Source organism: Clostridium boliviensis (assembly GCF_033342255.1).
GTDB lineage: Bacteria > Bacillota > Clostridia > Lachnospirales > Lachnospiraceae > Lacrimispora > Lacrimispora boliviensis.
Map to the genome: position 1 here is coordinate 1 of NZ_JAWONS010000107.1, position 15,130 is coordinate 15,130.

Below are 15,130 nucleotides of genomic sequence, written 5' to 3' on the forward strand. Positions count from 1 at the left end.
CGGTAGAGCAAACGGCTGTTAACCGTTGGGTCGTAGGTTCAAGTCCTACTCGGGGAGTTCGTGATACTCAGCTAGATAGACTGTGAGGAAACGAAATTTAAGTAAGGCCCCATGGTCAAGCGGTTAAGACATCGCCCTTTCACGGCGGTAACACGAGTTCGAATCTCGTTGGGGTCACTGAATGTATGTAGTTCAAATGTATATATAATGGCGACATAGCCAAGTGGTAAGGCGTGGGTCTGCAACACCCTGATCACCAGTTCAAATCTGGTTGTCGCCTCTTCTAAGAAGTGCTTCAAATCCTTATTTTACAAGGGTTTGGAGCGTTTTTTGTTTTATGTTTTTAGTATGCAGATGTATGCAAGGTATTTTTTACTATCCTAAAACTGCTTTCATGGCATTAAATGTATCTTCCTCTGGTGTAATATCTCTAAGATAGTGAAGAGTCATAGCCAAGGTGGAATGTCCTAACAAGCGTTGTAGGGTAGTTGCTGGAACTCCGTTCTTATAAAGTAATGAAGCCACCGTAAAGCGGATTTTATGACTGGTTCGAGGTTCAATACCAACTGCTTCACAATAAGCCTTTAAATGCCTGTTAAATGTAATAGTGGTTAGCTGTTCACTATCTCTCATTAAGATAAATTCACCGTTTGGGTTGACATCCTTAATACGTTTCAGCACTTGTTTTGCCCCATCTGTCAATGGCATATAACGATAACCATAGTCAGTATTCCCTTTAATATGAGTGACATTTTCGTATGTACGGGGGTTAAAAGTGAGATCATCATTCATTGTTTGGTCATCTAAAAGTTGCGTCTGGATTTTAATGATATCACCCTCTATATCTGCCCAACGTAAAGCACGAAGTTCAGCACTACGACATATAAGGTAAAAATCCAGTTGAACAGCAAGACTAAATATATCGTTTATAGGTTCCAGATAATCCAATAGCATTTGTCTTTCAGCCAAGGTGAAAATCTCTTTTTTTCCATTAACAGGTTTAAACTGGAACTGACGAAAGTTTATTTCTTTGATGGGGTTATGATTCACTCTTCCGATTTCAATAGCGTAGTAAAATAATCCATTTAATACACTTTTTGCGTCGTTAAAACGCTTTCTGGTCATAGACTCAGCTTTCAGCATAGCACGAAAGAATTTTATAAACTCCGTAGCATTTAAGTCCTTAATAGGTATTTTAACAATAGACTTGTCTTTAAAATAAGCATTCCATAAGAAAATATTTTCTTTAATGGTCTTATTACTTACGTGAGTACAATCCCTCCTCCATCTAAGCCAGTCCGGGTATAGCCCCTCTAAAGATGTTCCATAGAAGTGATCATATAGTTTGTTTATCAGGTCTGTTCGGTCACTTCCAATGAATTGTTTCCTGTTAATGTAAATATAATTTCTGCCATCATTAGGACGTATTTTAATTAATTCTAAGTTACAGACCTCTTTTAATTCTTTCTCTTTTTGCATAAATTTATATAATTCCGCAATTCCCTCTAGCGATAATGTATCATGGGTATGGGGATAAATCAACTCGTTTTTAGATTTACTTTTCATTTACGCCACCTATTAGGTGGTGTAAGGGTTCTAATTTCATATTGGATTTTTTATGATTTTCACGATAGATTTTACAATATTATATAAGAGTTGCTTATATTTTATATTTGACTTGATTAGGTTTATTTATCTAGTTTTGTTTTTCTTAAAGTTGAACCTTTACACCATATCTTATGTTATGTTTTCTAAAGCCCTTATGTTGGACTAAAGGGAGTATCTTCCTGATCAGTGTACCGAAAGCCATGCAGATAATTTTCTGTATCATATTCCTGCCATTCACCGGGGCTTTCATAAACTCTAACTTTATGAATCCTCCTCATTAATGCCTTGTACGTTTCAGGTTGTTCCAAACGGATATTATGATATTGGTCTTCAAGTTTCCAATTTGATACGATATAGACGAAGTTATAACATGCCTGGCGGTTGTTGTACCTTGCGGGGAGTTGCAAAGGATATATGTCCAGATAGTTTAGAATATTGCCGATAGGCAAATCGCTCCTGAACTCCTCAAATACAAGCACATCTTCCCCGGAATAAGTATCAAAGGGGTGTTTATAATCTGTCACTCGGTATACATTTGAATCACCGTGATTGTCAAGAATATACCTTGATTTGCCATAGCCAGTTGCACCACTGACATAAGTTACTATTAGATTAATACGTCGCTCTGATTTGTAGCGGTTAGATAGGATCTCTAATCTTGCTTTATCAATGTGCTGTAGGTTTAGAAGATTATCGGGATTGATTTCCAAAATCTCCACATTAGAATAGCCATCTTTAATCATCTGGTAAAGGTTGGCTAAATCGTTTCTTCTTCCCTGACCTGTTTGGGGTATGGTTCCCCACTCTTCAAAAGATTCCTTTAAATTGGTTGTCTCTTTTTCTGTATCTTTCCATTTTCCTTCCTTACGGATATATGCCCGGTTATCTTCAGCTGTGCCCTGGGCTTCTTCGATATGAGCGATTGGAAAGGCTTTTTTTATACTAGAAAAATAGATAGGATTTCGGAGTTGAATGAATAAATGCGTGTGTTTTGATTTAGCAATTTCATCGCACATGCACCAGTAAGTAAGGCTGTCCCACCTTTTTAGTGTTTCTTTGATTGCTTGATGTGTACAATTCTCATGTTTTTCAGGATTGTTTAGAGTTAGCTGAAATTTACGGCTTCTTCGATTATTATTAGATGTTTTCTTTTTAAATGGCATGGAATATTCCTTTCTAAATTTTTGGCACAGAGCTGACACAGTAGTGAGATATGCCGGGATCGTTCAAGTTAAAGGATTATTAGCTAGGTATGACACTGACACCGAAGTTGTGGTAATACTAGCAACTTCGGTAAGGGGCAGTCATTACATGACCACCCCGGCCAACTTCCTGCTTGTGCTACGCACCGCAGTCCGTTGGCAGAAATTTGTGTGTTAGTTCCTCAAGCGTTGGCTGATTATCTAAGTAAGAACGGATTTTGAATAATAGTTTATTCCGATTTACTATTTGAGGTACAATAATTTCCTGAACAATACCCTGACCATCTATCATAGCAAGTCCTTGCCCGGCAGGATAATTTTTATTCGCATCAATATCTTCCCCAGAAAACAACATACCCTTCTGCTCTTTAGAAATACGACCAAAGCAGACCGTATTTTGTACCTGTTCCCTGCTGCCTGCAATAAAATTACTGCTATCGGCGCGTTGAATTAGGAGAATAACACCAATACCATTACCAATACCACGGCCTAATGCTAAAATTTCGCCTACCTTGCTCATGATTTCTCCTTTTAGCTTTTTATCAATGGTTTCTAAATAAGTCAGGAGTCCAAACCATTCCTCAATAGCAAGGGTTATATGAGGCGTATTTTGTGAATCTGATTTTCTTATATTACAGTATAAGTCATAGTACTTCCGTATCATTTCTATAGCACTATCTGCATAGGAGTACGAAGAACAAGTTCTTAAATCTACATATTCCCTTCCGGCTTTGAAGTCAGCTAAAAACATAAGACTTTCCTTATTTTTTAGAATTCCGTAGGTATACCAAAGAAAGCTTAGTGATTTGCCAGAACCAGACTTTCCTGCAATTAAGCAACTCGGGTTTTTAATTAGATTAGTGTTGATAGGAGTTTTGGTTCCGTATGTTTCCCAATCGCTTAAAGAATATCCTAGTACCATATACATGCTCCTTCTAATAAATCCATATCAAATTATACTTCTTCATACAACGCCCCTCGCTTAGTCTGGATTCGTTTAGGAGCAGTATACAGACGTATACTATTTTTTTTGCTACCGTACTCAATTTCAGGGGCTACTAAATGCTCCGACATTTGATCGGCAATAGATTCCTTCGTTTCGATGAAAGTCTTCATGCTAATATCTGTGGAAAATTCACGGATTATAATGTTTCCCTTGCCCTTCTTACGGCTAATTAAAATTGGATACCCTCCACTTATAAGTGCTCCTGCGCTAAAGGAAACGATAAGGCTAGCCTCGTCTTTTCTAGCAGCCTTATATCCTATATAATAGAGAAATCCAAGTAACAGCGATATCGAAGTCAGGATAAGGCTAACATGCATAATTTGCTGAAAGTTTGGCTGAAAAAGAGTCGGAAGACCTTTTGCTAAAAATAACAAAAGTCCATAAATTTTAATGGACATAAGGATTATTAAGAAAATAGGAACCATATTGTATGGATGTTTTAACTGCTGAAATCCTAAGCCAAGCCGATATTTTAGTCTACGCCTACGCCTTTTGGATTGTATGTATTTATTGCTTTTTATGTTACTCATGTGTTAATCTCCTTATATTTAATGGTATTGCTGTACCATACCAAAAGGAATGTATAATTCCTTTGGTATGGTAGATGTATAAAGTGAACTAGACATTAAGCCTTCTTGCTTAGGGATATAATTTTTCCTTTGTGATTGAATTCTAGTTCAATCATATCTTGAATTTTGACTTCTGGTAAGGAAATATCGCCTCTTACATAAAATTTCTCAGTTCGAGCTCCCCTTACATTTTCGTCCTTAAATGCTACGAAGAGATTATTACCTGTAATTTGCTCTCCTTCGGAATTTGTGAAATTGACCTTCATTATGCCAATAAGCTGTGCTGTCATAACTATATGTTCTCCTTTCTATCAATACAAAGTGGATGTATTAATTGTTATTCAGTTGCATTTGAGTATTTACAATATGACTTGTAAATTTCTTAATAATTGATTTGTATTGCTTAGTAGAGTATTTAAGCAACATGTTAATCTCCTTTCATATGTATTATAAAAGAAATATTTTTAGATTGACACCGATAAAAAGTATACATATAATAATGACTGAAAGGAGAGGTTTTATGCAAGATGTTATTTTTCAGGTTATAATCAATAATGATGGAAATAAATTAAATGGATATTTAACAGAAATAGATAAGGGGAGACAAGTATTTAATCCATTAAATGTATTGGCTGATTTATCATCACCAAATCTTAGAATGGAAATTGGTAATGAATATTCGGCCTTGATGGCGAACTCAATAGAAGAATTGTGGGAAGATACTAGTGATGTTTATGACTATAGTGTAGAGTGCGGATTTGAACATTTAATAAAGATTCAAGACAATGAAAGGGATTTATATGTAAGATGTGTCAAAGATATACGTAAAATAATGAAATTAGACCATACTATAACTTATCAAGAACTAGAACTGTTTAAGACTTATTTAGATATTACGACTCAAGTGACAATAATAAATAGAAAAGAAAATCCACTGCATAAAATAATAAAAGGTATATTACCAACAGATACTGTGCCCATTTCCTATGGTTATTATAGTTTAGAAGAAGCATTTAAGCAAAGATTGGAAAATAATATCATTTATTTATACGATTGTTTTTCGTTGAGAGACGTTATTTTCGCAATTTTACATTATTTGACTATTCATGACTATAAATTTACAAAGTGTATGCATTGTGGAAGATACTTTGCTACCAAAAATCTTAAACAAAAATATTGTAAGAGAACTAGCCCATATATAAATTATAAAGAGGAAAATCTGAAACCAGATAAAGAATGTGAAGAGGCAGTTCGACTGATTCAGAAGCGTTTGAGGGAAAGGAGAATAAACTTATATAAAGATTATAATGAGAATAATGATAAAGATGATCAAAAGTTTTTAAACGAATATAGGCCATATGAGGATGAAATAAAGAAGTATCCAACGCTTAAGAACTTGAGGAAATATGAATATTTTTTATACCATGAAAACAAATTAGGTAAATAAAAACTAACCACAATTGATTTTAATATTACAGTTGTGGTTTATTAATTATAATTATATTTTCTAGGGTTATTTACAAGAGAGCACAGAAGTATAATAATTCGCTTCCGTCATCTTTTCTATTTCTCAACCAGTTTATCCAAGCTAGTATTTAAGGCAACAGAAATTTTATAAAAAGTTTCCACAGAAAAATTGTAGCCAACTTTATCACTTTCAATCTGTCGCATAAAATCATGGGAAAGATTAACCATTTCTGCAAGTTGAGCAGAAGTTAGGCCTCTTTCTTTGCGATACTTTTTAATATTGTGCCGTATCGTATTGTAAATATCGTCATTAAATTGTATTTGTTGTACGTTTTTCATAATATAAGACACCACCTAACAAGATTGTACCGAAAGACTACACACATGTATGTTAGGCGATACCTCACATTTTGCTTGCATTTCTATAGGTATGATGATAGAATCAAAGAGATTAGAAAAATATCTTATGAGGAGGGTGAGGGTATGGAAAAGGGAGAACATTCAATGAAAAGAAAGAGTTTGAGAAAGAGTGCTTTATGTATTGTAATGTCAGCAATAATGTTACTTGGTACTACAACAATAACATGGGCAAAATATGATAATAATACAGTCGGTTGGATACAAGATATCTATTTAAATAATGGTAGTTTGATAAGAGAAGGATTTTGGTATAAAAACTCAGATGGCACATTTCCCCAGTCTACTTGGAAACAAATTGGTGGAAAGTATTATTATTTCGATGAAGAAGGATATTTGCTTAGAAATACAACTACTCCTGATGGATATCAGGTAGATAGAGAAGGTGTAAGGATTGAATATTCAAGTTCGATTCAGGCACCACGGAGTTTAAACCCAGAATTACAGGCACTAGCTGATGCATCAGCGTTATCAAGAGGAATTTCTTTAGAGGACAATTTTGATTATAATGGTACTTGCGCTGAATCTTTTAATCCAAGTGCTGATTATAAGATAACACTTGCTTTAACTGGAGGAATGGTAGTTGAAGAAGGACACTATTTACGTTCGGATTCAATGTCTGGGAAAAGTCCTAAAACAGTAAAATTTGAAGAATATGGAACGTATAACATCTGGTCTCCAAACGTCAAAAATGTATCATTTAAAAGCCTAAGTGTTTCAGGGGCTGGCGGAAGCGAGGTTATAAGCTTTTCTTGGGCAGATAATAATTATAAATATAGTTGTGATGAGAATGGAAAGGTTAAATGGATTAGTAGAAATTATGAGATTAGGATGATTAATAATTAGTATTTAGACATTATTATTTTGTAAAAAAATTTTCAATCAGCATCAGAGTTAAGGTACCTTCTTTCTATGTGAATTTTCAGGAATTAGTTTTGTTTATATCTGGTTGTTGACTTTTATTAAAAGTGCTTCAATTCCTTACTTTCCAAGGATTTGAGGCATTTTTATTACACAATTTTATTTGAATTTTACACTTTAATTATTATTTGTCAAGTATCAGTTATTGAATTATTAATTAGTTTATATTTTATAATATTTATGATATAATTATAAAAAATCACTTGGGGGGATTACATATGAGGGCAAATATATCAAGTCGCTTAGGCACAGAAACACCGTTGATTAAAGATTTAATAAGTGATATAAAAAAGGGTGAAATAAAAATTCCTCAATTCCAAAGAAAGTTTGTTTGGAAAGAAGATCAAGCCATTAAATTGATAGATAGTATAGCAAATAATTATCCGACAGGAAGCTTGTTGTTTTGGCGAACTAGTACCAAGTTAGCCACAGAAAGAAATGTTGGAGATTTTAAACTTCCAGAAACAGATGACTTAAGCCCTACAAATTATGTTTTAGATGGTCAGCAGCGTTTGACTGTTATATATTCCTCTTTTGGTGCGCCAGATGAAGATGATGGTTTTACTATTGGTTATGATATAATTCAAGAAGAGTTCATAAAATTACCTGATAAACAAGAATTACATATATTTCCCTTACGATGGATATTTGAGACAACTAAGTTGCTTAATTTTAGAACAGCATTAAATAGTCACGCCAAAGCTGTTGAGTTACAGGAAAAATTAGATTCACTTATAGGAATAATTACAAATTATAGACTGCCCGTAGTAACGTTAAAAGATTTATCGGTGGAAGAAGTATGTCCTATTTTTGAGAGGATTAATAGTTCTGGTACAAGATTATCTACTTATGATTTGATGGTCGCAGCGACTTGGGCTGAAGATTTCAATCTTGATGAGGAGGTTGAATTAATAGCAGATTCATTAAGAACAAAAAACTTTGAAGATATAGAAGGCGATACAGTACTTAAATGTTTAGCAGCTGTGAAATATAAAAGTATAAAAAAACAATATATATTGTCATTAAGAAGACTTGAACGTGAAGATATGGATCTTCTTGTCAGGAAAACAAAAGAAGCATTACTTAGAGCTGTAGATTTACTTACTACAGAGTTTGGTATATATAACTGGTCTTTTTTGCCTTATGAGGCAATAGTCGTTATTATATGCTATGTAGTTTACAATAAAAAGGATTTAACAAATGATGATATACTAAGAATGAGAAAGTGGTTTTGGATTAGTGGATTTGCTGAAAGATATAGAGGTGCTGCGGAGTCTTTTATATCTAATGACTTACAGAGCATAGAAGAGTATATTATAAAAGGCAAAGATGTTCCGGGGTTATTTGGAGGTATTCCTTCTATAGATGAAGTAAAAGGAATGGTATTTAGAAGTAATAATTCGAGAACAAGATCGTTTATCCTATTACTAGCTTCTATGCAACCTAAAAATATTACAAATGGTGCAATTGTTGATGTTCAAAATGCGCTATCAATTTTTAATAAAAAGCAGTATCATCACATATATCCGCAAGCATATCTCAAGGATAAGGGGATTTCAGCTAATGCAATAAACTCAATTGTAAACATATGTATATTAGCTGCATCTGAAAATAATTATATTAGCGATAATGATCCTAATGAATATATTCCGGAATTGATAGAAAAGTTAGGAGAGCAATATGAATTAGTTTTTAAGTCTAATCTGCTACCTATTTTGTCTAAGGAGGAATATAAGAAATTAGCATATGAAGATTTCATTTCTTTGAGAGTTAATCTCATTCATGAAAGAATCAGTTTCCTGTGTAATGGAAAGCGTTAAAGAATAAAAAGTTATAGATAATTCTAATATAACAAAACTGGATAATCAAAGAGTTTTTAATTGACTCCGGTTGTAAATTAATGAACTAGTTATTCTAAATATTATATTAATGCATGCAAATCAAGAGAGGTATTGCAGAAAGCTCTTTTCTACAAACATTTTCAAAGGTGCAATCCGTTCAAATCTTGTTGGCGCTTTTTCTGAAAGTTGCTTAAAATCCTTATTTTACAGGGTGGTATTCATCTGGTGTAATATCTATAAGATGGTGAAGCGTCATAGCCAAAGTAGAATGTACTAACAAGCGTTGCAGAGTGTTGCTGGAACTAAAGCAAATTTATGGCTGGTATTTGACTCAGTACCGATAGCATTATAATAATTTTGATACCTGTTAAGTGAAGATTGCAATATAAATATATGTGGAGGTTATATGTGAAAAATTATAATTCAATTGAACTTATTGAGTTTGAAAAAGCAATTGATTTTATCAATTATTTAAGACCGACTAATTTACATTGGGGATCCGATATAGATTTAGAATGGTTTTTTAGAGGACAGCCTGATTACAGTTGGAATCTAATTCCTAGAGCATGGCGTAAACAAGGAATTGAAGTTCTTAAACCTATAATGGATCAAATTGAGGAATATTTATATACACATGAAGGTAATGATGCATTTACTTCATCAATAAAGCGAAATAAGATAACTGATAAAGAAAGGTATAAAGAATTATTAGTTCAGACATGTGCTGAAATGGAAGCAACTAAACAGTTTATTTGTTTTTCAGATGAATTGGGGTTTAGTGTTGGAAATATTAATGATGTGTTTGATAGTGATTCATATATACAATATTTAAGTAATAACAATGAATTACCAACCATATTACCAAAACCAGCTTTTGGGTTTGCTCAACATCATGGTGTGCCTACTAGATTCATGGATTGGACTAGAAGGCCGTTGATTGCAGCTTACTTTGCTTCTGCGATTCCCCAAAAAGAAACTCCAGAGAAAATTGCAGTATGGGCTATAAGTATTAATTTTATTCGAGATAAAAAATTATGCCATAGTATCAATAGACTTTTATGTTCTCGTCATGATAATCAATTTTTACATAACCAAGACGCATTGTTTTTATACTATGATAGTGCAGCGCAATATTATTTATCAAATCGGGAATATCCCTCATTCGAAAATATTATTGAAGATGTATATAACAATAGTGGACTTCTTTATAAGCCATTGAGAAAAATCACTTTACCAGTTAATGAAGTTAATGAATTAAAACAATTGCTCTGGAGAGAGAGAATATCTTTATCGCATCTAATGCCTACTCATGATAATTTTGCTAAAGAATTAGCTGATTTATGGAAAAACCATAAACATTTAAGAGTTAACGTAACGGGTTATGGTCAAGATAATGATAATTAATAAGTAGATTTATACTAAGTTTAATTCGAAGTTTAAGTAACATATTAGTTTGCGAATGGTGGAAATCTTCACAACTTATCATGCTAAAAACAGTTTGGCTTTAATGCATATAGGAATTTTAAAGCAATCATAGAGTTCCCAGAGATCTATCCTTAAAAGTGTTTAAGTGTTCTTCATATTAATATCCTTATTCTTATTCTATGTATGCAAAATGTATGCAAATTAAGGGAGGAATTGCAGAAAGCTCCTTTCTACAAGCGTTTTCAACGGCGAGATCCGTTCAAATCTGGTTGTCGCCTCTTCTAAAAAGTGCTTTAAATCCTTATTTTACAAGGGTTTGAAGCATTTTTTGTTTTTGTTTTTCGTATGCAAATAAGGTTCCAAGTATATATGTAGTATGGATATTTATGTATTAGTATGATAATATGTAAATATAATGTGAATCGTAGCTTATGATATATCGAAAATTGTTATTAGGCAATGCGATATCTAAAATATAAAATTAATAAAATGAGTAATTTTAATACACTTACTTCGTAGTAAAACTAAATTACTATTATTAGAAATATTGATTAATTTTATATGATTAGTGACATAAGTGATGGCTCAAAGATAAATGAAAGGAATGGTATAGAATAAAATGGTAAATACTATTACATTAAAAACTGTCAACGAGCTTCTACAGTTTTCTTTCTATATTCCATCTTATCAAAGAGGTTACCGTTGGACAAAACAAGAGGTAACTGATTTATTAAATGATATAGATGAGTTTAGCCCAAAAGAGGTTAGTGGAACAGATGAAAAAACGTGGTATTGTCTACAGCCTATTGTGGTTAAAAGTAAATATAGAAACATATATGAAGTGATAGATGGACAGCAAAGGTTGACTACCATTTATCTCATTTTACATTATTTGAATCAGGATTATGTAGAAAATAGAAGAGACAAATTGTATTCGATAGAGTATGAAACACGAGAGGAGTCTAAAGAATATCTTCAAAACCCAGAAGTGGAGAATAATGATAATATTGATTTTTTTCACATTCATAATGCATATATGGCTATAGATAATTGGTTTTCTTTGAAAGATTTCAATTTCGATAAAAATATGTTTAGGTCTAAATTAAAGTTTAGCTCAAAAGTAATTTGGTATGAAACAATGGAAAAAGATGCAATTTCAGTTTTTACTAGACTAAATGTCGGTAAAATAAGTTTAACAAATTCAGAACTGATAAAAGCTCTTTTTTTAAACAATTCAAATTTTCACTCCGATAACATTGATCGTTTGCGCTTAAGACAAATTGAGATTGCCAATGAGTGGGATAATATTGAAAATTCTTTACAAAATAATAAATTCTGGTATTTTCTAAGTGATAAAAATGTTGTTGATAATCGAATTGAGTATATTTTTGATCTAATGAAAGAATCAGATAATGTAGACAGGTATGCTACCTTTAGATATTTCAATTTGGAACTAAACAATAAATCTGAATACGATATGAAAAAAAATTGGGAGGCGGTCCAATTTCATTATCAGAGATTTAATGAATGGTTTAATGATAGACATTTATATCACAAGATAGGTTTTATATTAAACACACAAATTATCGATGTTAAGAAATTGTATAATAAATCTTCCATAATGCAAAAAAAAGCTTTTCTTAGCTACTTAGATGATGTTATAAAAGAATTTTATCGCAAAGATTATTTATTGGATCTTGATTATGAAGATAAGCATACTAATAGTGTATTACTATTGTACAATATATTAACAATGCTTCAAAATAGTCATGATGGATCTTATTTTCCATTTGATACTTTTAAACTGTTAAGATGGAATAAAGAGCATATTGCATCTATTAAGGATAATATTCCTAAAAATAATCGCAATGATTGGCTGAGTGATGTAAGATGTTATATTGATATAGTGAAACCAGAAGCATCAAGTATAATTTTAGAGTTAGATAGCTGTCTTAAGTATTTAACATACGATAATGATGATGTTTTTATACCGTTATTTAATAAGATAACTGACCACTTTAATCAGTATATGGTTAATGATGATATCAATAATATATCAAATTTGGCATTATTAGATGAATCCACGAATAAGAGTTATAAAAATGCTGTCTTCCCTTTAAAAAGAAAACGAATAATAGATTTGGATAAAAATGGTGAGTTTGTTCCTCTATGTACCAAAAATACCTTTTTAAAGTATTTTAGCGAATATCCTCCTAGGCTTTCATTCTGGAGTCAAGAGGATAGGGAAATGTATGAAAAAGATTTAATTAGAGTACTATCAGAATATATGGAGGTCGATCGGTGTGATGCAGAATGATGACATATTAAGTTTTTATGAATTACTTAACAAATATGAGGTTAAAATACCTATTATTCAAAGGGACTATGCACAAGGAAGAAAAACAAATGAACAAATATGCTTGAATTTTTTGAGAGTGTTAAAAAATAGTGTTGTATACAATGAGACAATAAACTTGGATTTTGTGTATGGTAATATTGTAAATGATGCTTTTCAACCGTTAGATGGACAGCAAAGACTAACTACTTTATATCTGCTACACTGGTATGGTTATGTCAAAGAATCTACAAATAAAACTGAAATTAGAGATCTTTTATTAAAATTCACCTATGAAACAAGATTGTCTTCCAGGCGTTTTTGTGAAGCGCTTATATCACACCCAATAGTTATACCTGAAAATGAAGATAGTATAAGTGCTCTCATAAAAAACACAGAATGGTTTTTTACTTCATGGAACCAAGATCCTACAATTCGCTCTATGCTTAACACGATTGATAATATACACTCCTTGTTTAAAGACGTTAATAATTTATGGGAAAGTCTATCTCAAAAAAAATTGATTACATTTCATTTACTAATACTAGAATATTTCGGATTATCGGATGATTTGTATATAAAAATGAATGCTCGAGGTAAATTACTCACTCCATTTGAAAATCTTAAAGCAGAACTACAAAATCAATCACAAAAAGAAGAATGGGAAGTAGACCACGAGGAGATGACTAAGTTTTCATATAAAATTGATACTGCTTGGACGGATTTCATATGGAATAAATTTAGGCAAAAGGATGTTGTTGATGAATCTCATATGAATTTTATTACTACTTTAATAATGTTTAAAATTGCTTTAGGAAAATCTTTAAATGTTAAAGCAACCGAACGAGCTGAAATTATTCAACGATTAAATGATAATAATAGTGATAGATTATTAATTACATATATAAATGAAGAAGTTTATAAATATATTTATGATTGTTATGAACTATATTCTAATTTAGTAAATAATAATCAAGTTCCAAATTTAGATTTAAATATGTGGAGACATAAACCAAATGTAAACCTATTAAATCAAATTTTAATTGGTGCAGATACTTCGTACACACATAAGGCTTTATTTTTTGCACAAACGGAATATCTCCTTCATACCGATGATATTAATATTGATATGTATTTGGACTGGATGCGTGTAGTAAGAAATGTTGTTTCTCGAGGTGACATAACTGTTGAAGGAAAAAGACCTGATATTATAAGAAGTCCTGACACTTTCTCGGGTGCAATAAATCTTATTAAAGAGATGTCTGAAGGTTGTGAAAATATATATCAATATTTATCTTCTAATTATATAAAGTCAGCTTTTGCAAAAGAGCAAATGAGAGAAGAAGAGCTGAAGTCACAAATTATTATTAATAAACCTGAGTATAAAGAGCTTATTCATAATACTGAGGATAATGAACTATTGCGAGGAAAAATCGCATTTGCATTGCAATGCTCTGGGTATAATTCTAATATCTCAGAAATTAATTTTGATATGCTTTCAAAAATTCAAAAAGTTTTTGAAAAATATTTTAATATGGAATATCGTGATGGGTCTTCAGACATGCTAGATAAATTGAGAAGATGTATGTTGACTATTGAAGTTAATGGAGATTATGAATTTTATAACTATTGGTGGTCATATTGGAATGCAGGTAAGGCTAACAAGCGAAGATTATTTGTGCAATTCAGAGAAATTGAATATTATATAGGACTACAAGATTATAACAACTATTTTAAAAAATTAATACTTCTTCTTATCGATAGGGATTTAGATCAAATTATTAGCAACTTTGAAAAGCCAGACACGATGCCTAATTGGCAGTTCAGGTTAATTAAGGAATCAAATATATTAACATATATGTGCAAATCAAAGTATATAGCAATTCCAAAAGATAATTCATGTTGTTATCTGTTGAAAAGTAAACGTACTGCTGACATGGACGCAAGTCCTAGAATTATGTAATTATAATTTTACAATAATACACATGTCTCGATGTATAGGCTTAGGAGGTAGCAATATTCGTATCTAGTCAAGGAAAGGCTTACCAGAGTTCATTCCTATTAAAGAGAGTTTTAGCTGTATTGATTATCCTATGTATGCAAAATGTATGCAAATCAAGAGAGGGATTGCAGAAAGCTCCTTTCTACAAGCGTTTTCAAAGGCGCAATCCGTTCAAATCTGGTTGTCGCCTCTCTTATGAAAGCCTCAGAAACCTGATAAAATAAGGGTTTCTGGGGTTTTTACTTTGTGTATTTGGTGTTTGAGTGGTATTTTTCGTGTTTTTGAGGGTAATTAATCCAGGATTGCCCTCATTTTTGATGCTGTTTCTTCCTGGGAA

The 15,130-nt window shown here is 32.1% G+C and carries 12 protein-coding genes and 2 tRNA genes; 8 read left to right on the forward strand and 6 right to left on the reverse strand.

Features of this window, described 5'->3' with window-relative positions:
• Positions 1-105: 105 nt before the first annotated feature.
• Positions 106-177 (forward strand) — tRNA-Glu (locus RZO55_RS06410).
• Between the two features lie 32 nt (positions 178-209).
• Positions 210-280: transfer RNA gene (locus RZO55_RS06415), tRNA-Cys, on the forward strand.
• Positions 281-375: 95 nt separating this feature from the next.
• On the opposite strand, the gene RZO55_RS06420 is transcribed toward RZO55_RS06415, so the two are convergent.
• The 5 genes from RZO55_RS06420 to RZO55_RS06440 form a co-directional block, all read right to left on the reverse strand.
• Positions 376-1,566, reverse strand: a complete 1,191-nt coding sequence (locus tag RZO55_RS06420) for a tyrosine-type recombinase/integrase (RefSeq protein WP_318063457.1) — start codon at positions 1,564-1,566, stop codon at positions 376-378.
• A 194-nt stretch (positions 1,567-1,760) separates the two neighbouring features.
• Positions 1,761-2,771, reverse strand: coding sequence for a hypothetical protein (locus RZO55_RS06425; RefSeq protein WP_318063458.1), 1,011 nt, complete (start codon positions 2,769-2,771; stop codon positions 1,761-1,763).
• Positions 2,772-2,949: 178 nt separating this feature from the next.
• A complete protein-coding gene (locus RZO55_RS06430; protein WP_318063459.1) occupies positions 2,950-3,732 on the reverse strand; it encodes a hypothetical protein in 783 nt (260 codons plus the stop codon).
• Between the two features lie 32 nt (positions 3,733-3,764).
• Positions 3,765-4,346, reverse strand: a complete 582-nt coding sequence (locus RZO55_RS06435) for a hypothetical protein (protein WP_318063460.1) — start codon at positions 4,344-4,346, stop codon at positions 3,765-3,767.
• Between the two features lie 95 nt (positions 4,347-4,441).
• The gene (locus RZO55_RS06440) at positions 4,442-4,675 is read right to left on the reverse strand and encodes a hypothetical protein (RefSeq protein WP_318063461.1); all 234 of its coding nucleotides are present in this window, start codon (positions 4,673-4,675) and stop codon (positions 4,442-4,444) included.
• 230 nt (positions 4,676-4,905) lie between these two features.
• On the opposite strand from RZO55_RS06440, the gene RZO55_RS06445 reads away from it, so the two are divergent.
• Positions 4,906-5,832, forward strand: coding sequence for a hypothetical protein (locus tag RZO55_RS06445; RefSeq protein ID WP_318063462.1), 927 nt, complete (start codon positions 4,906-4,908; stop codon positions 5,830-5,832).
• A gap of 116 nt (positions 5,833-5,948) precedes the next feature.
• Here the strand turns inward: RZO55_RS06445 and RZO55_RS06450 are convergent, their stop codons facing one another.
• Complete coding sequence (locus RZO55_RS06450; protein ID WP_318063463.1) at positions 5,949-6,191, reverse strand: helix-turn-helix transcriptional regulator; 243 nt, start codon at positions 6,189-6,191, stop codon at positions 5,949-5,951.
• Between the two features lie 144 nt (positions 6,192-6,335).
• On the opposite strand from RZO55_RS06450, the gene RZO55_RS06455 reads away from it, so the two are divergent.
• The 5 genes from RZO55_RS06455 to RZO55_RS06475 all read left to right on the forward strand — a co-directional run bounded on the left by RZO55_RS06455 (position 6,336) and on the right by RZO55_RS06475 (position 14,754).
• Entirely contained in the window at positions 6,336-7,115 is a 780-nt protein-coding gene (locus RZO55_RS06455; RefSeq protein ID WP_318063464.1) for a hypothetical protein, read from the forward strand.
• 293 nt (positions 7,116-7,408) lie between these two features.
• Positions 7,409-9,010 (forward strand): GmrSD restriction endonuclease domain-containing protein, encoded by a 1,602-nt coding sequence (locus tag RZO55_RS06460; RefSeq protein WP_318063465.1) that lies wholly within the window; start codon positions 7,409-7,411, stop codon positions 9,008-9,010.
• Positions 9,011-9,439: 429 nt separating this feature from the next.
• Positions 9,440-10,435 (forward strand): FRG domain-containing protein, encoded by a 996-nt coding sequence (locus tag RZO55_RS06465; RefSeq protein ID WP_318063466.1) that lies wholly within the window; start codon positions 9,440-9,442, stop codon positions 10,433-10,435.
• 640 nt (positions 10,436-11,075) lie between these two features.
• On the forward strand, positions 11,076-12,773 hold the full coding sequence (locus RZO55_RS06470) for a DUF262 domain-containing protein (RefSeq protein WP_318063467.1): 1,698 nt from the start codon (positions 11,076-11,078) through the stop codon (positions 12,771-12,773).
• Entirely contained in the window at positions 12,763-14,754 is a 1,992-nt protein-coding gene (locus RZO55_RS06475) for a GmrSD restriction endonuclease domain-containing protein (RefSeq protein WP_318063468.1), read from the forward strand. The genes RZO55_RS06470 and RZO55_RS06475 overlap by 11 nt, the downstream gene beginning before the upstream one ends.
• Positions 14,755-15,130: the final 376 nt, after the last annotated feature.

What these genes read in the sequence shown, in the direction of transcription:
- RZO55_RS06425 (WP_318063458.1), bottom strand. Translation starts at nt 2,771, where the DNA reads ATGCCATTTAAAAAGAAAACATCTAATAATAATCGAAGAAGCCGTAAA.
- RZO55_RS06455 (WP_318063464.1), top strand. Translation starts at nt 6,336, where the DNA reads ATGGAAAAGGGAGAACATTCAATGAAAAGAAAGAGTTTGAGAAAGAGT.
- RZO55_RS06475 (WP_318063468.1), top strand. Translation starts at nt 12,763, where the DNA reads ATGCAGAATGATGACATATTAAGTTTTTATGAATTACTTAACAAATAT.
- RZO55_RS06420 (WP_318063457.1), bottom strand. Translation starts at nt 1,566, where the DNA reads ATGAAAAGTAAATCTAAAAACGAGTTGATTTATCCCCATACCCATGAT.
- RZO55_RS06450 (WP_318063463.1), bottom strand. Translation starts at nt 6,191, where the DNA reads ATGAAAAACGTACAACAAATACAATTTAATGACGATATTTACAATACG.
- RZO55_RS06445 (WP_318063462.1), top strand. Translation starts at nt 4,906, where the DNA reads ATGCAAGATGTTATTTTTCAGGTTATAATCAATAATGATGGAAATAAA.
- RZO55_RS06430 (WP_318063459.1), bottom strand. Translation starts at nt 3,732, where the DNA reads ATGGTACTAGGATATTCTTTAAGCGATTGGGAAACATACGGAACCAAA.
- RZO55_RS06460 (WP_318063465.1), top strand. Translation starts at nt 7,409, where the DNA reads ATGAGGGCAAATATATCAAGTCGCTTAGGCACAGAAACACCGTTGATT.
- RZO55_RS06440 (WP_318063461.1), bottom strand. Translation starts at nt 4,675, where the DNA reads ATGACAGCACAGCTTATTGGCATAATGAAGGTCAATTTCACAAATTCC.
- RZO55_RS06435 (WP_318063460.1), bottom strand. Translation starts at nt 4,346, where the DNA reads ATGAGTAACATAAAAAGCAATAAATACATACAATCCAAAAGGCGTAGG.
- RZO55_RS06470 (WP_318063467.1), top strand. Translation starts at nt 11,076, where the DNA reads ATGGTAAATACTATTACATTAAAAACTGTCAACGAGCTTCTACAGTTT.